The sequence below is a fragment of the Myxococcus eversor genome (genome assembly GCF_010894455.1).
Lineage (GTDB): Bacteria > Myxococcota > Myxococcia > Myxococcales > Myxococcaceae > Myxococcus > Myxococcus eversor.
In genome coordinates this window covers 1-17,949 of record NZ_JAAIXY010000028.1, presented here as the reverse complement: position 1 = coordinate 17,949, position 17,949 = coordinate 1, and the positions used below count along the sequence as shown (strand labels likewise).

The 17,949-nt window shown below is 70.5% G+C and carries 13 protein-coding genes; 10 read left to right on the top strand and 3 right to left on the bottom strand.

Features of this window, described 5'->3' with window-relative positions:
• The first annotated feature begins 9 nt into the window (after nt 1-9).
• On the top strand, nt 10-915 hold the full coding sequence (locus G4D83_RS40015) for a Vgb family protein (protein ID WP_205522837.1): 906 nt from the start codon (nt 10-12) through the stop codon (nt 913-915).
• A 37-nt stretch (nt 916-952) separates the two neighbouring features.
• Here G4D83_RS40015 and dusA read toward each other — a convergent pair whose 3' ends face one another.
• On the bottom strand, nt 953-1,948 hold the full coding sequence (gene dusA / locus G4D83_RS40010) for a tRNA dihydrouridine(20/20a) synthase DusA (protein WP_163870204.1): 996 nt from the start codon (nt 1,946-1,948) through the stop codon (nt 953-955).
• 133 nt (nt 1,949-2,081) lie between these two features.
• Here dusA and G4D83_RS40005 point away from each other — a divergent pair, with 133 nt between their 5' ends.
• The 6 genes from G4D83_RS40005 (at nt 2,082) to thrA (ending at nt 9,825) form a co-directional block, all read left to right on the top strand.
• Entirely contained in the window at nt 2,082-2,984 is a 903-nt protein-coding gene (locus G4D83_RS40005) for a LysR family transcriptional regulator (RefSeq protein WP_176437437.1), read from the top strand.
• 123 nt (nt 2,985-3,107) lie between these two features.
• Nucleotides 3,108-3,434 (top strand): thioredoxin, encoded by a 327-nt coding sequence (gene trxA / locus G4D83_RS40000; protein ID WP_163870202.1) that lies wholly within the window; start codon nt 3,108-3,110, stop codon nt 3,432-3,434.
• A 258-nt stretch (nt 3,435-3,692) separates the two neighbouring features.
• Nucleotides 3,693-4,319, top strand: a complete 627-nt coding sequence (locus tag G4D83_RS39995) for a DUF47 domain-containing protein (protein WP_163870201.1) — start codon at nt 3,693-3,695, stop codon at nt 4,317-4,319.
• 1 nt (nt 4,320) lies between these two features.
• On the top strand, nt 4,321-5,346 hold the full coding sequence (locus tag G4D83_RS39990; protein ID WP_163870200.1) for an inorganic phosphate transporter: 1,026 nt from the start codon (nt 4,321-4,323) through the stop codon (nt 5,344-5,346).
• 79 nt (nt 5,347-5,425) lie between these two features.
• Nucleotides 5,426-7,000 (top strand): adenylate/guanylate cyclase domain-containing protein, encoded by a 1,575-nt coding sequence (locus G4D83_RS39985; RefSeq protein ID WP_163870199.1) that lies wholly within the window; start codon nt 5,426-5,428, stop codon nt 6,998-7,000.
• A gap of 371 nt (nt 7,001-7,371) precedes the next feature.
• Nucleotides 7,372-9,825 (top strand): bifunctional aspartate kinase/homoserine dehydrogenase I, encoded by a 2,454-nt coding sequence (gene thrA, locus G4D83_RS39980; RefSeq protein WP_163870198.1) that lies wholly within the window; start codon nt 7,372-7,374, stop codon nt 9,823-9,825.
• Here thrA and G4D83_RS39975 read toward each other — a convergent pair.
• Nucleotides 9,747-12,263: a PAS domain S-box protein gene (locus G4D83_RS39975; RefSeq protein ID WP_163870197.1), complete on the bottom strand. Its 2,517-nt coding sequence runs from the start codon at nt 12,261-12,263 to the stop codon at nt 9,747-9,749. The genes thrA and G4D83_RS39975 overlap by 79 nt on opposite strands.
• A 297-nt stretch (nt 12,264-12,560) precedes the next feature.
• Here G4D83_RS39975 and G4D83_RS39970 point away from each other — a divergent pair, with 297 nt between their 5' ends.
• Entirely contained in the window at nt 12,561-14,210 is a 1,650-nt protein-coding gene (locus G4D83_RS39970; RefSeq protein WP_176437439.1) for a hypothetical protein, read from the top strand.
• Nucleotides 14,211-14,248: 38 nt separating this feature from the next.
• Nucleotides 14,249-14,779, top strand: coding sequence for a hypothetical protein (locus G4D83_RS39965; protein WP_163870196.1), 531 nt, complete (start codon nt 14,249-14,251; stop codon nt 14,777-14,779).
• A gap of 406 nt (nt 14,780-15,185) precedes the next feature.
• On the opposite strand, the gene rsgA is transcribed toward G4D83_RS39965, so the two are convergent.
• Nucleotides 15,186-16,277, bottom strand: coding sequence for a ribosome small subunit-dependent GTPase A (rsgA, locus tag G4D83_RS39960; RefSeq protein WP_163870195.1), 1,092 nt, complete (start codon nt 16,275-16,277; stop codon nt 15,186-15,188).
• 336 nt (nt 16,278-16,613) lie between these two features.
• Here rsgA and G4D83_RS39955 point away from each other — a divergent pair.
• Nucleotides 16,614-17,949: serine/threonine-protein kinase (locus G4D83_RS39955; RefSeq protein ID WP_163870194.1), on the top strand; the 1,336-nt coding region annotated here is incomplete at its 3' end.

Genomic DNA, 17,949 nt, shown 5'->3' with positions numbered 1-17,949 from the left:
AGACACCCGATGCCGCAGGCCCCTGGCTCCGAGCATGGCCAGTTCGTCGAGTACCCCCTCGCGTCCGCATCCACGGGCCCCTACGGAATCGTCGGGGGAGCGGACGGGGCGCTGTGGTTCACCGAGGTTCACGTGGGCCGTGTGAGTCGTATCGACATCCATGGCCGGGTGACGGGCTTCCCGCTCCCGACACCCGAAGCCGGGCCGTCCATCATCACCGCCGGGCCCGATGGCGCGCTCTGGTTCACCGAGCAGAAGGCGAACCGCGTGGGCCGCGTGACGATGAGCGGAGCGGTGACGGAGTTCACGTTGCCGACGCCGCAAGCCGGTCCATTCGGCATCTGCGCCGGACCCGATGGAGCGCTCTGGTTCACGGAGATGACCGTGCATCGGATTGGACGCATCAACCTGGAAGGCGACGTCACCGAGTTCGCGCTCCAGGCCGGTTGCTATCCCTCGTTCATCACCCCGGGGCCGGATGGCGCGCTCTGGTTCACGGAGAATCAGGGCAACCGCATCGGGCGCATCACCGTGGATGGACAGGTCTCCGGCTACGACTTGCCCACTGCCAAGGCGGGGCCCGTGGGAATCACGTGGGGGCCGGATGGCGCGCTCTGGTTCGTCGAGATTCTCGCGGACCGGATTGGCCGAATCACGACGGAGGGGCGCATCACCGAGTACCCATTGCTCCGCGCGGGAGCGCGTCCCCACGCCATCGTCACGGGGGCCGATGGGGCCCTGTGGTTCACGCAGTGGGGCAGCAATCACCTCGGACGGATGACGACGTCTGGAGTCGTCACCGAGTACGCCATTCCCACTCAGAAAGCGGAGCCCCACGGCATCACCGTCGGGCCGGATGGAGCCCTGTGGTTCGCGGAGGAGGCGGGACGCATCGGGCGCTTCTCGCCTCCCTGAGGACCACCACGCCCACGCCGACAGCGCGACGCGGCGCTCAGGCAGCGACGTCCGCTTCCGGCTCGCGACGCACCTTCGCGAGCGCGGCCACCACCACCTCCGGCCCCGCGCCCGGCTTGTGCGCGTTCTCGCTCAGGTGCCTGCGCCACGCGCGCGCACCCGGAAGTCCCTGGAACAGTCCGAGCATGTGCCGCGTGACGGCGCCGAGCGGCGCGCCCCGCTGACGGCTCCGCTCGATGTACGGGAGCATGGCCTCCACGACTTCGTGCCGCTCACGCGGGGCCTCTTCCGCGCCAAAGAAGCGACGGTCCGCCTCCGCGAGCAGGTAGGGGTTCTCGTAGACGGCGCGGCCAATCATCACCCCGTCCACCTGCGCGAGGTGCTCAGCGGCGGCGTCCAGCGTCTTGATGCCGCCATTGATGCTGATGTCCAGGTGGGGCAGCTCCTGCTTGAGCCGGTGGACCAGGTCGTAGCGCAAGGGCGGCACGTCCCGGTTCTCCTTGGGGCTCAAGCCCTGGAGCCACGCCTTGCGCGCGTGGACGATGAAGCGCGTGCAGCCCTCGGCGGCCACCAGACGCACGAAGCGCTCCAGCGTGGGCCACTCCTCCATCTCGTCGATGGCGATGCGCGACTTCACCGTCACCGGGATTTTCACCGCCGCGCGCATGGCGCCCACCAGCCGCGCCACCAGCTCCGGCTCCGCCATCAGACACGCGCCGAACCGGCCGGACTGCACCCTGTCGCTGGGGCAGCCCACGTTGAGGTTCACCTCGGTGTAGCCCCACGACTCGGCGATGCGCGCGGACTCGGCCAGGGCCTCCGGCTCCGAGCCTCCGAGCTGGATGGCCACCGGGTGCTCGGCCGCCTCGTAGCCCAGCAGCCGCTCGCGGTCTCCATGGAGCACGGCGCCCGTGGTCAGCATCTCCGTGTACAGCAGCGTGTGCCTGCTGATTTGACGGTGGAAGTACCGGCAGTTCCGGTCCGTCCAGTCCATCATCGGCGCGACACACAACGGCATGAGTCGGGAAGGCATCGGACTTCATCTACCCGGCTTTCCCTCCCCTGCCCACCCCCCAGTGAAGCCCGGGGGCCCGAAGGGAGAGGAGCCGGACAACCGTCCCGGCTAGGCTGCCCCCGTGCCCCCGAGCCCGCCCCTCCTGGATGACATGCTCCTCTTCTCGGAGGTGGTGACCGCGGGCGGCATCACCGCCGCATCCACCCGCCTGGGCCTGCGCAAGTCCACCGTCAGCCGCCGGCTCTCCGCGCTGGAGGAACGCCTGGGGGTGCGCCTCCTGGAGCGCAACGCCCGCCACCTCCGGCTCACCGAGGCCGGGCGCGACTACCACACCCACTGCGCGCGGCTGGTCGCCGAGGCCCGCGAGGTGAACCGCGCCCTGGGTGAGTCCCGCGCCACGCCCCAGGGCACCCTGCGCATCGCCACCCTCTCCCTCCTGGGCGAGCTGCTCACGCCCGTCATCGCCGAACTGCTCCTGCGCCACCCCCTGTTGCGCGTGGAGGTCTCCCTGGCCGAGGCCCACGTGGACCTCATCGCGGAGGAGTACGACCTGGCGCTGCGCACCGGGCCGCTCGCGGACTCGTCGCTGGTGGCGCGCAAGCTGGGACGCCTGCGCACCGGCTACTACGCCAGCGCCGCCTACCTCTCCCGGCAGGGCACTCCGAAGACACCCTCTGAACTCCAGGGCCACGCCTGCGTCGTGTTGGCCGAGCCCGGCACCGACGAGGTCTGGTTCTTCGGCGAGGGCCGCACCGCCCGGAGCGTGCACGTCACCGGAAGGCTGCGAGTGCCCAGCGTGCGCGCGGGCCAGGCGGCGGCGCGCGCGGGACTGGGCGTGGTGCGGCTGCCCGCGTCGCTCGTCGTCGACGACGTGAGGACCGGACTGCTCGTCCCCGTCCTGGAGGACGCCACACCTCCGGGCATCCCCATCTTCGCCGTCTACCCGAGCAGCCGGCAGCTTCCGCCCAAGGTCCGCGCCTTCCTGACGCTCCTGGGGGAGCGCGGTGCCGCGCTGCCGTGGGAAGAGGCCACCTCCCCCACGCGCGCGCGGTAAGGGCACCTGCCGCAACCCAGCGTTCCGCCAGGGGCTCTCGTCCCCACGCCGCCCGGCCACTACACCTTGCCTCCACACGCAAAGGCGCGGCCCGGGTGCCGTGCCCCACGAGGAGGACAGGACATGGCGGCGGAGGTCATCGAGCTGGGAGACGCGGAGTTCGACCGGGAGGTGCTGGAGGCGAAGGGGCCGGTGCTGGTGGACTTCACCGCCACGTGGTGTCCCCCGTGCCGCTTCATCTCTCCCATCCTGGACGCGCTCTCCATCGAATACCGGGGCCGGCTGAAGGTGACGAAAATCGACGTGGACGCCCACCAGCTGACGGCGCAGCGCTACGGCATCCGCGCCTTGCCCTGCCTGCTCGTGTTCAAGGAGGGCAAGGTGGTCCGGCAGCTCGTGGGCGCGATGCCTCGGGCCCGGCTGGAGCAGGAGCTGCTCGCCTGGCTCTGAGTCGCGCCGTCGCGCGCGGCCCGTGAAGGCCGGCTCATGGTTGGAGTCAGAGGAGCGCCAGGACGACAGCTGCCCACCTCGGGTGAGACGGGCCTGTAGCACCTGCCGTGAGTACGGCCGCCCTCTGAGGCGAGCCAGCTTTCACTTGCAAGTCAAAAAGGAAGGCTGGCGATTATCCTCAGGTGAGGTAGTCACGGGCGCGCCACGGGAGCGTCACGACAAGGTGACATCCCGGGCGTGCCCAACCGGGAGGTAGCCATGCTCGAAAGGCTGATGCCCAAGTCGGATGAGTTCTTCGACGACTTCGACAAGCAGTGCGCCGCGACAGTTCAAGGCGCGAAGATGCTGTACGAACTGTTGAGCGACTATCGCGATGTGCCCGCACGGGTCCGCGCGCTCAAGGACGTGGAGCACCAGGGCGACGAAGTCACCCACACCGCCTTCAATCGCCTGCACAAGCAGTTCATCACCCCGTTCGACCGGACGCAGATCCACTCGCTGCTGTCGCGCATCGACGACGTGCTGGACCTGGCGAACGCGGCCGCGTCCCGGCTGCACTACTACGAAATCCAGAGCAGCCTGCCCGACGCGACGGAGCTGGCGCGCCTGCTGGTGATGTCCGCGGAGAAGGTGCAGGAGGTGGTGGCGGCGCTGCGGCTCATCAAGAAGCCGGAGCAGATCCTGGCCGGCTGCAAGGAAATCAAGCGGCTGGAGACGCAGGCGGACGAGGTGCTGCGCTCCGGGCTGGGCCGGCTCTTCAAGAGCGGCGTGGACACCCTGACCATCATCAAGTGGAAGGAGATCTACGACCTCATCGAGACCGCCACGGACAAGTGTCAGGGCGTGGCGAACGTCATCGAGGGCGTGGTGCTGGAGCACTCCTGAGATGCTACTCGCGGCCGTCATCCTGATAGTTGGAGTCGCCCTCATCTTCGACTTCATCAACGGCTTCCACGACGCGGCGAACTCCATCGCCACGGTGGTGTCCACCCGGGTGTTGTCACCGAACCTGGCCGTGGCGTGGGCCGCTTTCTTCAACTTCATCGCCGCCTTCAGCGGGGGTGTCCATGTCGCCAACACCATGGGCAAGGGCATCATCAACTTCGACATGCTGCGCGGCGCGGGCCCCTCGGCCGTGCTGTCGGTCATCTTCGCGGCGCTGATGGGCGCCATCGCCTGGAACCTCCTGACGTGGTGGTGGGGCCTGCCCTCCTCCTCGTCGCACGCGCTCGCCGGTGGAATGATTGGCGCGACGGTGCCGGTGCTGGGCTTCAAGGGATTGATGGGCGCGGGCATCGCGAAGATCGCCGCCTTCATCGTGCTCTCGCCGCTCATCGGCACGTTCCTGGGCATGACGCTGATGCTCATCAGCACCTGGGTGGTGCACAAGCAGACGCCCACCTATGTGGACCGGTGGTTCCGCCGGCTCCAGCTCGTGTCGTCCGCCATCTTCTCGTACAGCCATGGCACCAACGACGCGCAGAAGGTGATGGGCATCATCGCCGTGGTGCTCTTCGGCACCATCTGGAAGGACCGCCCGTTCCACATCGACTGGTGGATGATCATCTCCTGTCACGCGGCGATTGCGTTGGGCACGTTCTTCGGCGGCTGGCGCATCATCCGCACCATGGGCCACAGCCTCACGAAGCTGGCGCCCATCGGCGGCTTCAGCGCGGAGACGGGCGGCGGCGTCACCATCATCGCCCTGGCGGAGCTGGGCATCCCCGTGTCCACCACCCACACCATCACCGGCGCCATCGTCGGAGTGGGCTCCACGCGCGGCTGGCGCGCGGTGAAGTGGGGCGTGGCCGGTCGCATCATCTGGGCCTGGGTCATCACCATCCCCGCCGCCGCGCTCATGGCGCTGCTCGTCTACGGGCTTACCCAGATTGTCGTCCGGCTGGCGAGCTGAGCCTCACGCCGCGTCCGCCCGCCCGCGCCGGCCACTTCCTTCGGGAGGCCCGCGGGCGGGTGTTAGCATCCCCCGCTCCATGCGCCTCATCCTCAACCCCGGGCGGGAGGGAGAGCAGGAGCTCCTGCTCCCCGAGGGCACCACCACCATCGGCAGGACGGACGAGGCTTCCGTCTGCGTGCTCCACAAGAGCCTCTCGCGGCGCCATGCGCGGCTGGAGCGCCAGGGCTCGCGCGTGGTGCTGGTGGACCAGGGCAGCAAGAACGGCACCTTCCTGGGCGAGGTCCGCGTCGAGCGACACATCCTCCAGGAGGGCGACGCCTTCCGCTGCGGCGAGGTGTGGTTCCAGCTGCTCGCGGGCGACCCGGCGCCCGAGGAGGAGCTGAGCCCGCTGCACACGCGCACGCTGGACACGCGCTTCACCCTGTCTCCCCTGGAGACGCTGCTGGACGCGGACGCGCCCAGGCTGCGGGTGCGGCCGGAGCCCGCGGGCGACCTCACCCGGGAGCGGCTCCAGGTGCTGCTCGCCGTGGCGCAGCTGCTCTCGTCCCCTGGCGCGCTCGACACGCTGCTGGAGCGCATCCTCCAGCTCGTCTTCCGCATCCTCGGCGTGGACCGCGCGGCGCTGCTGCTGGTGGACGAGGCCACCGGTGAGCTGCGCCCCCGCGTGACACGCGCGGCCAACGGTGAGACGCCGCCCGAGCGCTTCTACAGCCAGCGCATCGTCGACTTCGTCAGGGAGCATGGGCTGGCGTCGCTGTTCGCCAACGCCCAGGGCGACCTGCGCCTGGACAGCTCCGCCTCCATCCGCGCGCAGGCCATCCTCTCCGCCATGTGCGTGCCCCTGCGGCCCCGCGACACCTGGCTGGGCGTGCTCTACGTGGACAACCGCTCGCAGGGCGGGCTCTTCACCGAGGAGGACCTGGAGTTCCTCACCGCCTTCGCCAACCAGGCGGCGGTCGCCATCGACAACGCCAGGCTTTCGCGGCGGTTGGAAGAGGAGGCCGTGCTGCGCAACACGTACCTGCGCTTCTTCCCGCCCGCCGTGGTGCGCAGACTCAACGCGTCCCCGGGCGCCATGCTGGAGGTGGTGGAGACGGAGGTGACGGTGCTCTTCGCCGACATCTCCGACTTCACGCCGCTGTCCGAGTCGCTGCGTCCGCGCGAAGTCGTGGACATGCTCAACGAGTACTTCCCGGTGATGGCGGACGCCGTCTTCCGCCACGAGGGGACGCTGGAGAAGTACATCGGCGACGCGCTGATGGCCGTCTGGGGCGCGCCCTTCTCCCGCGAGGACGACGCGGACCGGGCCCTGCGCGCCGCGGTGGACATGCAGCGCGCGCTGGTGGCGCTCAACGCGCGCTTTCGCGCCAAGGGACATCCGGAGCTGCGCATCCACGTGGGCCTCAACAGCGGGCCCGCCGCCGCGGGCAACATCGGCTCCGAGCGCTATCTCCAGTACGCCACCCTGGGCGACGTCACCAACGTGGCCAGTCGCGTGTGCGGCGTGGCCCGGGCGGGAGAGGTCGTCCTCTCGGATGCCACGCGCACGCGGCTGCGCGATTCGACATGGCGCCTGACGACGCTGCCGCCCACCCGGGTCAAGGGCAAGCAGGACGCGCTGACGCTCCACCAGGTGGCCTGGGACGGTTGAGGCGACGCGGCCCTCGCCTGCCCGGCTGGGAGGGCGGCTTGACTCGCACCGGGGTCATCGGTCAGCGTTCCACTTCGTGAACGGCATGCGCTCCGACTTCGCGTGGACCCCGGGACAGACGTCCTCGTCCTTCGCGCGCGCGGCGACCGCTCCCTCCACGACGACTACGACGACCACCACCACGACTCCCCGCGGAGCGCGGGAGGTCTAGCTCGGAACCGGCAGCACTTCCGACCTGGCCCCGCGCTCCCCGGCGCGGGGCTTTTTTCGTTTCCCTCCACACCCAGACGGAACCCCATGCAGACCCAGACTCCGACGACGCTCCGACAGTCCGCCGCCTCGCGCCCCTCCGTCCGCCGCGAGGTGCCGTCATGCGGGTGATGAAATTCGGGGGGACGAGCGTGGGCGGCACCGCGCAGATACGGCGCGTGGTGGACCTGGTGGAGCAGGCGCGCAGGCAGACGCGGGTGTGCGTGGTGGCCTCGGCCGTCACCGGCATCACCAACCTCCTGGTGGACACGGCGCGGGTGGCCCAGGAGGGCGGCGAGGTGGACGCGGCGCTCTCCCGCTTCGAGCAGACCCACCTCTCCATCGCCCGGGAGCTGGGAAGCGAGCTGGAGGCGCTCGCGCCGCTGGAGCTGGGGCTCGCGGCCATCTCCACCGAGCTGCGCGGGCTGCTCCAGGGCGTGGGCCTGCTGCGCGAGTGCTCTCCCTCGGTGCTCGCCCACCTGTCCGGCCTGGGTGAGCGCGCCTCCTGTCTGCTGCTGGAGGCGCTGATGTCGGCGCGCAAGCTGGCGCCCCACGCGGTGGATCCGCGTCACATCCTCATCTGCTCGGGGGACCCGCTGCAGGCCACGCCCCGCATGGACGAGATTCGCGTGCGCTTCGCCTCGCTGCGCGATGACACGGGCCCCGGGCTCTTGCTGATGCCGGGCTTCTTCGGCGGCGACGGGCGCGGCAAGACGATGTCGCTGGGCCGGGGAGGCTCGGACTACTCGGCGGCGCTGGCCGCGGCGGCGCTGGATGCGAAGCTGCTCGAAATCTGGACGGACGTGGACGGCATCTTCAGCGCCGACCCGCGCCTCGTCCCGGAGGCCTTCCCGCTGGCGGAAGTCAGCTTCGAGGAGGCGATGGAGCTGGCGTACTTCGGCGCCAAGGTACTCCACCCCAAGACGATTGCCCCCGCCCGCGAGCGCGGCATCCCCGTGCGCGTGTGCAACAGCTTCCGCCCCGAGCACCCCGGCACCCTGGTGACGGACTCCGCCGCCCCGCCGGACCACCCGGTGCGAGGCCTGTCCTTCCTGCGCGACGTGGCGCTCATCAACATCGCGGGCGCGGGCCTCAAGGGCGTCCCCGGCACCGCCGCGCGAGTCTTCGCGGCCATGGCCCGCACCGGCATCTCCGTGGTCCTCATCACCCAGGGCTCCAGCGAGTGCTCCATCAGCTTCTGCGTGCAGCAGGCGGAGTCCGAGGCCGCCGTGCGCGCGCTGGAGTCCGAGTTCGAGGTGGAGCGCGAGGCCGGCAAGGTGGACGCGATTGAGCGCCAGGGACAGCTGGCGGTGCTCAGCATCGTCGGCGACGGCATGCGCCACCGCGTGGGCGTGGCCGGCACCTTCTTCAGCGGCCTGGCGGACGTGGGTTGCAGCATCGCCGCCATCGCCCAGGGCTCCAGCGAGCGCAGCATCTCCGCCGTCATCACCGAGGCGGACGGCCCCCGCGCCATGGCGCACGTACACCACCGCTACTTCGGCACCACGGAGGTGGTGGAGCTGCTGGTGGCCGGCGTGGGCAGCGTGGGCGGAGAGCTGATGCGGCAGATTCGTCAGCAGGCCCCCCACCTGCGCGCCCAGGGCGTGGACCTGCGCGTGTGCGCCATCGCCAACAGCCGCAAGGGCGTCATCGAGCCCGCGGGCATCCCCCTGGAGCAGTGGAAGGAGAAGCTGGAGGCGGGCACCGTGTCCGCGTCGATGGACGCCTTCCGCGAGCAGGCGCGGGAGAGACGCCCGGGACGCCCCATCTTCGTGGACTGCACCAGCAGCGAGGACGTGGCGCTCGCCTACCCGTCCCTCCTGGCCTCGGGGCTCCACGTCGTCACCGCCAACAAGAAGGCCAACGCGGGCCGCATGGCCCACTGGCGCGCCATCCGCGAGACGGCCTCCCGCCACCAGCGCCGCTTCCTGTACGAGACGAACGTGGGCGCGGCCCTGCCCGTCATCGACACGCTGAAGAACATGCTGCGCACCGGAGACCAGGTGCGCCGGATTGAGGGCATCCTCTCCGGCTCGCTGTCCTTCATCCTCGGCCTCACCGAGCAGGGCGTGCCGCTGTCCCAGGCGGTGGGCACGGCCATGGAGAAGCGCTTCACGGAGCCGGACCCTCGCGACGATTTGCAGGGCACCGACGTGGCGCGCAAGGTGCTCATCCTCGCCCGGGAGCTGGGGCGCGTCGTGGAGCTGGAGCAGGTGGCCCTGGAGTCGCTCCTTCCCGCGGACTTCGACGCGACGGGCCCGCTCGACGCGTTCCTCGCGCGCCTGCCGAGCATCGACGCGGACTTCCAGCGCCGCGTGGAGCGCCTGCGCGACGAGGGGAAGGTGCTGCGGTACGTGGGCAGCGTCGGGGAGGAAGGCTGCGCGGTGGGCCTCAAGGCCGTGCCGCTGGAGAACCCGCTGGCGGCGGTGAAGGGCGGAGAGAACGCGCTCAGCTTCCTCTCCGAGCGCTACAGCCCCACGCCGCTGGTCATCCGGGGCTACGGCGCGGGCGCGGCGGTGACGGCGTCCGGCGTGCTGGCGGACGTGCTGCGGCTGGTGGAAGGCCCGCTGCCGTGAGTCCACTGGGGCAGCTCGACGACGAAGCGGGCGCCCCGCCCCGGCTCGCTCTCCACCCACACCCGGCCGCCATGGGCCTCGACAATCTGCCGGGTGATGAAGAGGCCCAGGCCCAGCCCGCCGTAGTTGGGTGAGGCGGCGCGCTCGAAGCGCTCGAAGATGCGCGCCTGGGCCTCCCGGGGGATGCCCATTCCCCGGTCCTCCACGCTCAGCCACACCCGCTCGCCGTGGGAGGCCAGCCGCAACCAGATGGGCTGGCCCGCCCCATACTTCACCGCGTTCGTCAGCAGATTCATCATCACCTGCTCCAGTCGCAGCCTGTCCCACCGGCCCGGCAACGACTCCGGCGCCTCCAGGACCAGCTCGCAGCCCGCCTTCTCCAGTTGCTCCCGCAGGTGGGCCGCCACGTCGCGCGCGACCACGGCCAGGTCCATCTCCTCCAGGCGCAGCGCGAGCCGCGACTCGTGGATGCGGGAGACATCCAGCAGGTGCTCCACCAGGCGTGACAGCCGGGAGAGCTGGCTCTCGCAGACGAGCAGCATGCTCGACAGCCGGGCCGCGAGCGGCGAGTCGGGACGGGGCCGCGACAGGAGCGCCCCCATCTGCTGCATGCGCAGCTTCATGGAGGTGAGCGGCGTCTTCAGCTCATGCGAGGCGATGGAGAGGAACTCATCGCGGACGCGGATGGACTCCTGGGACTTGCGGTAGAGCTGCGCGTTGTCGATGGCGAAGGCCGCGCGGCGTCCCAGCTCCTCCGCCAGCGCCACCTCGTCCTCGCTGAAGTTTCGCGAGGACCGCGACGCCGCCAGGAGCGTCAGCACCCCCAGGCTCCGGCCGCGCGCATGGAGCGGCACGCTGAGGGAGGGCCGCCCGCCCAGCTCTCGCACGCGGCGCCACTGCTTCGCGTCCAGCCGCTCACCCTGGTCGTCCAGGATGCCCCCCGGCAACAGCGAGCACTCCGAGCGCCCCGTCGCCATCACCGCCACCGGCCCCCGCGTCGCATCCGGAAGCAGCGGGTGGGCCGCGAGCAATTCCCGCACGTCCTCGGCCTGGCCGGGCTGATGGGCCGCGACCGCCACGGGCCGCAGTCGCGCGCCCTCTCCCGGGATGAAGACGACACACACGTCCGCCAGCCGGGGCACCGTCAGCTCCGCGACGTGCTGGAGCGTCGCCTCGTAGTCCAGCGACGTGCCCAGCTCCCGGCTCGCCTCGGCGAGGAACCGCTGCGCCTCCTCCATCCGCTTGCGCTCGGTGATGTCCGTGGAGATGCCGCAGACGGCGTAGGGCACTCCCGAGGCGTCCATGAGCGGGAACTTCTGGGTGATGTGCGTGTGGACGCCGTCCTCCTGGGGGATGCGCTCCTCCTGGACCAGGGGCGCGCGCAGTTGGAGCACCGACTCGGTCATCTCCTGGAAGCCGTCCGCGATGTCGGGCGGGAAGACGTCATGCACCGTCTTGCCGGTGACTTCCTCGCGCGTGCGATGGAACAGCCGCTCCCACTGCCGGTTCACGAAGATGTAGCGGCCCTGGGTGTCGAGCAGGACGAAGAGGGAGTTGGCGTTGTCCAGGATGGCGCGCAGCTGCCGCTCGCTCTGCTGGAGGGCCTCCTCGGTGCGCTTGCGCTCCGTCACGTCGAGCAGCACGGCGAGCGAGCGGACCCATCTGCCCTTCGAGTCGTGCTCGGCGATGGCGGACAGCAGCACGTCCATGCGCTCGCCGTTCTTCTTCACGAGCTGATACGGCACGTCCTTGCAGGTGCCTGTCATGAAGAAGACGGGGAGGACCTTCTCCCTGGCATACCTCGCGGACTCCTCCGACAGGAACTCCACCGAGTGGTGGCCCAGCACCTCCTCGCGCGAATAGCCCAGCGTGGCCAGCCAGCAGTCGCTGACACTCACCAGCCGCCCGTCACAGTCGATGGAGTGCATCATCACCGGCGTGTTGTTGTAGAGCGTCCGGTACTTCTGCTCGCTCTCGAGCAGGGCCTGCTCGGCCCGCTTGAATTCGGTGATGTCGTTGAAGACGGCGACCCCGCCCCGGATGGCGCCCCGCGCGTCCCACACCGGCCGGCAGCTCACCAGCAGCCAGGCACCCTCGGGCCTCACCGGGTTGCGCAGGAAGATCTCCACCTGGCTCATCGACTCGCCCCGGATGGCGCGCGCCAGGGGCAGGTCCTCCGGGGGATAGGGGGTTCGCTGGTCCGGAAGGAAGAGCCCGTAGTGCTCGGACCAGTGGGAGAGGTCCGTGTCGGCGACGCTCACGCCCAGCAATCGCGCCGCGGTGGGGTTGACGAAGACGAAACGGCCCCGCTCGTCCGCCACCGTCACACCCTCCGCCATGCTGGTGACGACGGCCTCGAAGAGGCACTCCTCCTCCTCGCCGGACACACCCTTCCCGACGTGGAGGGGCAGGCTCGGGCTGTCGCTCGAAGAGGGCATGGCGAGGAGACGGTGCGTCGGCGGGTCGCTCGCCGCCCGCGCGCGACACCTGGGTCAACGTTGCGCGCGCTCTGCTCCACCGCCAACCCACACCCGGGTCCCAGGCCCGGGCCAACCCGCCCGGCGAGCCACGAAGGCGGGTCCGACCGCCAGGACGCTCCTGGCGCCCCGGTGGCCATCCTTCCCCGACAATTCGCGTCCCGAGGGGACTTGTCGCGTCGGGGCGTTTGAAGTTCCGGAGAGACGCGCCGAGAATGCCCACCACCCATCGAAAGCGAAAGGAAGGGGGAGGACGGAATGTACGTGTCTCGCAAATCGGTCTGGGGCCGCACCAGCGCGATTCTGGCGCTCGCGCTCAGTCTCACCGTGTTCGGCTGTCCCGGGGATGACAATGACGACGACAAGCCCGACGGGGGAGGTCAGCCCGATTCAGGGGTACCCGAGCCCGATGCGGGCCCTCCAGTCACCGCCACCCTCAGCGGCAGGGTGACGTACGACTTCGTTCCCGCCACCTTCACCACCACGCCCACCCGTGGAGGCACCCTGGCCTTCCCGCAGACGAGCGTGAGGCCCGTGCGCAACGCCACCGTCCAGGTGATGCGGGGCGCCGTCGTGCTCGGCACGGCGTTGACGGGCGAGGACGGTCGCTACCAGCTCACCTACACCGCGGGCACCGGCGCCAACCTGACGCTGGCGACCCTGGCGAAGACGACGACGCCCTCCATCCAGGTGGAGGACAACACGTCGGGCAACGCCATCTGGGCCGTGTCCGCCACCATCTCCGGCGGCGCCACGAGCAGGGACTTGCACGCGGGCCACGGCTGGACGGGCTCCTCCTACAACGCGGCCCAGCGCGTCGCCGCGCCCTTCGCCATCCTGGACACGTTGTACACCGCGTCACGGGCCTTCCTCGCCGTGCGCACGGTCCCCTTTCCGCCGCTCAAGGTGAACTGGAGCCCGAACAACGTCCCGGAGCGCGGCAACACCGCCAGCGGGCAGATTGGCACCTCGCACTTCTCGCCCACGGAGAATGAAGTCTACGTGCTGGGCAAGGAGAACGTGGACACCGACGAGTTCGACAACCACGTCATCGCCCACGAGTGGGGGCACTTCTTCGAGGCCAACCTCTCCCGCGCGGACAACCCGGGCGGCCCGCACACCGGCGGCGACGTGCTGGACCCGCGCATCGCCTTCGGCGAGGGCTACGGCAACGCGCTCTCCGCCATCCTCCTGCCAGACCCCGTCTACGCGGACACCTACTGGCAAGGGGGCCGGCTGACCTCCTTCGGCTTCGACATGGAGACGCCACCCTCGCCCACGGATGACGCGACGCCGGGCGTCTTCTCCGAGTTCACCGTCATGCGGCTGCTCTACGACATCTTCGACGGGCCGACCGCGGCCGAGTCCTCGTATGACCAGGTCTCCGTCGGCATCGGCACGCTGTACGACGTGCTGGTGGGACCGCAGAAGACGACGCCCGCGCTGACGACCATCGGCTCCTTCATCCACGGGCTCAAGGCGCAGCCGGGCGTCAACGCGACGGCCCTGGACACGCTGGCGGCCCACTATCAGATTGGCTCGATTCGCTCCGCCTTCGGAGAGGGCGACAGCCGGCTGGCGGCCATGTACACGACCGTGGCGTCGCTGCCGTACAACAGCAACGGCACCCTCACGGGCGGCGAGGAGTCCAACAAGCAGCAGCAGAACCGGTACTACGTCTTCAACGGCACGGGCAGGACGGTGAACGTCTCCGCCAACTCCACCGAGGACGTGGGCATCCTGGCCCTGCAGCAAGGCACCGAAGCGGGCTCCGCCGACAAGTTCCTCACCGGCACGGAGACCTTCAGCTTCTCCAGCCAGGCGGACCGTCAATACGTGCTGATTGTGACGGGCTTCAAGGAAAGCACGGGCACCTACAACTACTCCGTCTCCATCACCAGCCCATGAACGGACCTCGCCTCTTTCAGTCTCCCCCAGGAGTTCTCATGAATCGCATCGCACCCGCGGTCCTCTCCGGCCTCCTCGCGCTCCTGGCGCCGGTGGCCTGCACCTCTCCGGCGAAGAGCAGCACCGCTGGGGGCGGCACGGCGGACACCTCGTCGCAAGCGAACGGGGCCACCATGGCCAAGCTCAGCGCGCCCGTGGAGGTGGGCGCCAAGGTGGCCGGCGACAAGGCCACCATCACCCTGCGCTTCCAGGGCCCCGCGGAAGACGTCCAGGTGGGCCTCTCCGGCGTGGACGGGCTGCGCGTGACGAGCGACTCCACGCCCCTGCGGGGCGCCCGCTTCGAGCAGGCCACCACCACCACGCTGGAGGTGGACCTGGCTCCGGGCGAAGGGCGCTCGCACCTGGTCGTCACTGTCAGCGGCACCTTCCGAGGCGCTCCCCTGACGAAGGTGGCCAGCTTCTCCGTGGGCGAGCCCAGCGTGGAGCAGCAGAAGACCCAGGGTGACGTGGTGACGGGGGACGACGGCCAGCCCATCAAGCTGATGCCCTCGTCCGACTCCGCGCGGTAGCTCACGCGCGGCGGGCCGTCAGGCCCTGAAAAGAACCGCGGGGAGCGCGCCCCCTCGACGCGCTCCCCGCCGTATGGACTGCTCAAAGTCGAACTTCCGGTCCAACCTCGGGCGCGCCCCTCGGCATGCCCTCCGGAAGCCACGCCCCTCCCCAGGGGCGCCCCCTCGCAAGGTCAGAGGCGAGCCCCCCGGCGCGCCTCATCCCCCCTCGAACGCGGTGCGTCCGAAAACTCGAGTGCCGGCGAACCGCCCGGACACTCCCCCCACCCGCCTTTCAGACGCTCTGCGTCTGAACCCCTTGGACATCCCGGCTCTGCCCGGATGTCCCCACCTTTCGAAATATCCAAACGCGACGCGCGGGAATCCTTGAGCGGGACATTTCCGCGGAGATTTTTCTCCCCCGCGCTCAGCCCTTGCGGCGCTTGGAGCGGGAGACTTCCCACCCCGTCACCGTGCGGCCCTTCTCCACCTTGCGCTGCTCGCGCTGCGCGGCGGGGCTCGTCTGCCGCGACTGGAAGGCCTTCTCGCGCTGCAGCTTCTCGAAGTTCGAGAGCCGCTCGGGGGGGAGCGTTCCGGCCTGGATGGCGGCGCGCACGGCGCAGCCCGGCTCGTTCTGGTGCGTGCAGTCGCGGAAGCGGCAGCCGTCGGCCAGCTCGAGGATGTCGGCGAAGGTCTGCTCCAGCGCCTCCTCCTCGTCCCCCATCAGCCCCAGCTCGCGCATCCCGGGGCCGTCGATGAGCAGCCCGCCATGGGGCAGGAGGAACAGCTCTCGGTGCGTCGTCGTGTGACGCCCCTTGTCATCCTCCACGCGGACCGCCTGGGTGGCCAGGCGCTCTTCACCCAAGAGCCGGTTGACGAGCGTGGACTTGCCCACGCCGGAGGAGCCCAGCAGCGCGCCCGTCTTGCCGGGGGGCATGAGCGCTCGCACCGCGTCGAGCCCCTCGCCGGTCCACGAGCTCATCGCGAGCACGGGGACGCCGGGGGCGAGCGCCTCCACCTCCTGGATGAGCGCCGTCGCGTCGTCGTGGAGGTCCACCTTGGTGAGCAGCACCGCGGGGGTGGCGCCGCTGCTCCAGGCCAGGGTGAGCGCGCGTTCGATGCGGCGGGCGTTGAAGTTCCCATCCAGCCCGGAGACGAGCAGCACGACGTCCAGGTTGGCGGCGATGAGCTGGCCCGCGCCCTGCTGCCCGCCGACTTCGCGGCGCACGAGCACGCTGCGGCGCGGCAGGACGGCGTGCAGCATGCCCTCCCCTTTTCCGGGGGGCAGTTGGATGGCGACCCAGTCCCCCACGGTGGGCAGCGACTCGGCGCCGGGGGCCTGGTGGAGCAGCTTTCCCGAGGTGCGCGCCAACAGGGTGCGCTCGGAAGTCAGCACGGTGACGAGCCCACGCTCCTGGCGCACCACGCGGCCGGGGACGAGGGGAAGCGGGGACGACGCGACGACGGTGGAGAACGACTGGGCCAGCTCGGGCCCCCAACCAAAGGTTTCAAGTGACACGGGGAAGGACTCCGGACAGAGCGGTGCCTGCGGCGCACCTCGGTTCTTCAGGGGCACCCGGAGACGTGGACCGCGCTGTGACGGGCCTGCACGCCGGCCCTACCAGGCCCGCGTCCTCCGGGTGAACAGGACTCCCACCGCGGCAAGATGAATGTCGGCGTTCATGGAGCCTCCAGGGGACAGGCGGGACGACGACGCTCGCCGTCCGGCGCCCCCTGCATATCAACGCCTCGCGCTCCGTGCACGGGGGATATGGCGCCGGGGCGGGTGCTAGAACCCTTCCCCTCGACGTCTCGGGAACGAAGGCCACGCAAGGCGGGAGCCAGGGAACGGGCGATGCGCGAGGACCTAGAGGCGCAGCTGCGGGCATTGCTCTTCGAGGGCCTGCTCTCCGACGACGAGGTGGAGGCGCTGCGGGCAGAGGCCCTGCGCCGACAGACCGCGCCCCTGGAGCTGCTGAAGGAGCGGGGGCGACTGTCCGAGGACACGCTCGCCTCGCTGCGAGGCGCGGCCCTCCTCCAGGCAGGCGCGCTGGTGGGCGCGCCCACGGCAACCGCCCACGTCGGCCCGCCCAGGACGCTGGAGCCGGAGCCTCCGGGAGCGGAGCCGTCCTTCCCCGTCCCGGGCTGGGAGCGCTACGCGCCCCTCCGTTTCCTGGGCCAGGGGGGCATGGGGCGCGTCTTCCTGGTGCGGGACACGGTGCTGCGGCGTCACGTCGCGCTCAAGTTCGTGCGGGACGACGACACGGGACGCGCGCGGCACTTCGTCGCCGAGGCGCAGGCGCAGGCGCGGGTGGACCATGAGCGCGTGTGCAAGGTGTACGAGGTGGGCCAGGTCCAGGGCCGGGCCTATATCGCCATGCAGTACGTGGACGGCAAGCCGCTGCACGAGCTCGCGGAGGTGCTCACGCTGGAGCAGAAGGCGCTGATACTGGCGCAGTCCTCGGAGGGCGTGCACGCCGCCCACCGCGCGGGCCTCATCCACCGGGACCTCAAGCCCTCCAACATCCTGGTGGAGCGCACGGCCGACGGACAGTGGAAGCCCTACGTCATGGACTTCGGCCTCGCCAGGGACCCGGGCGAAGGGGCCACCGCCACGGGCTCCATCCTCGGCACGCCGCACTACATGGCGCCCGAGCAGGCGCGCGGCGAGGTGAACCGGTTGGACCGGCGCGCGGACGTCTACGCGCTGGGCGCCACGCTCTACGCCCTGTTGGTGGGCCAGCCGCCCATCCCCGGTGGCAACGCGCTGGAGGTGCTCAGCCGCATCCCCGTCGAGGACCCCAAGCCCCCGCGCGAGCTGGCGCCGGAAATCCCCGCGGACCTGGAGGCCATCGTCCTCAAGTGTCTGGAGAAGGAGCGCGCGGCCCGCTACGACTCGGCGCGCGCGCTCGCGGAGGACCTGCAGCGCTTCCTCGACGGGGAGCCGGTCCTCGCGCGCGCGGTGGGCACGGCCTATCGGCTGTCGCGGCTGACGCGCAGGCACTGGCGCAAGCTGCTGCTCGCGGCGGTGGCCGGCCTGCTGGTGCTGCTGGCTGGAGCGCAGGCGGTGCTGGCCCGGCGCGAAGCCGACACGCGAGAGCATCTGGCGCGCCGCTTCTCCGAACTGGCCGAGCACGTGGAATCCCGCGCGCGCTACACCGCGCTGGCGCGGTTGCACGACACCCGCCAGG

What these genes read in the sequence shown, in the direction of transcription:
- G4D83_RS40015 (WP_205522837.1), top strand. Translation starts at nt 10, where the DNA reads ATGCCGCAGGCCCCTGGCTCCGAGCATGGCCAGTTCGTCGAGTACCCC.
- dusA (WP_163870204.1), bottom strand. Translation starts at nt 1,948, where the DNA reads ATGCCTTCCCGACTCATGCCGTTGTGTGTCGCGCCGATGATGGACTGG.
- G4D83_RS40005 (WP_176437437.1), top strand. Translation starts at nt 2,082, where the DNA reads ATGCTCCTCTTCTCGGAGGTGGTGACCGCGGGCGGCATCACCGCCGCA.
- trxA (WP_163870202.1), top strand. Translation starts at nt 3,108, where the DNA reads ATGGCGGCGGAGGTCATCGAGCTGGGAGACGCGGAGTTCGACCGGGAG.
- G4D83_RS39995 (WP_163870201.1), top strand. Translation starts at nt 3,693, where the DNA reads ATGCTCGAAAGGCTGATGCCCAAGTCGGATGAGTTCTTCGACGACTTC.
- G4D83_RS39990 (WP_163870200.1), top strand. Translation starts at nt 4,321, where the DNA reads ATGCTACTCGCGGCCGTCATCCTGATAGTTGGAGTCGCCCTCATCTTC.
- G4D83_RS39985 (WP_163870199.1), top strand. Translation starts at nt 5,426, where the DNA reads ATGCGCCTCATCCTCAACCCCGGGCGGGAGGGAGAGCAGGAGCTCCTG.
- thrA (WP_163870198.1), top strand. Translation starts at nt 7,372, where the DNA reads ATGCGGGTGATGAAATTCGGGGGGACGAGCGTGGGCGGCACCGCGCAG.
- G4D83_RS39975 (WP_163870197.1), bottom strand. Translation starts at nt 12,263, where the DNA reads ATGCCCTCTTCGAGCGACAGCCCGAGCCTGCCCCTCCACGTCGGGAAG.
- G4D83_RS39970 (WP_176437439.1), top strand. Translation starts at nt 12,561, where the DNA reads ATGTACGTGTCTCGCAAATCGGTCTGGGGCCGCACCAGCGCGATTCTG.
- G4D83_RS39965 (WP_163870196.1), top strand. Translation starts at nt 14,249, where the DNA reads ATGAATCGCATCGCACCCGCGGTCCTCTCCGGCCTCCTCGCGCTCCTG.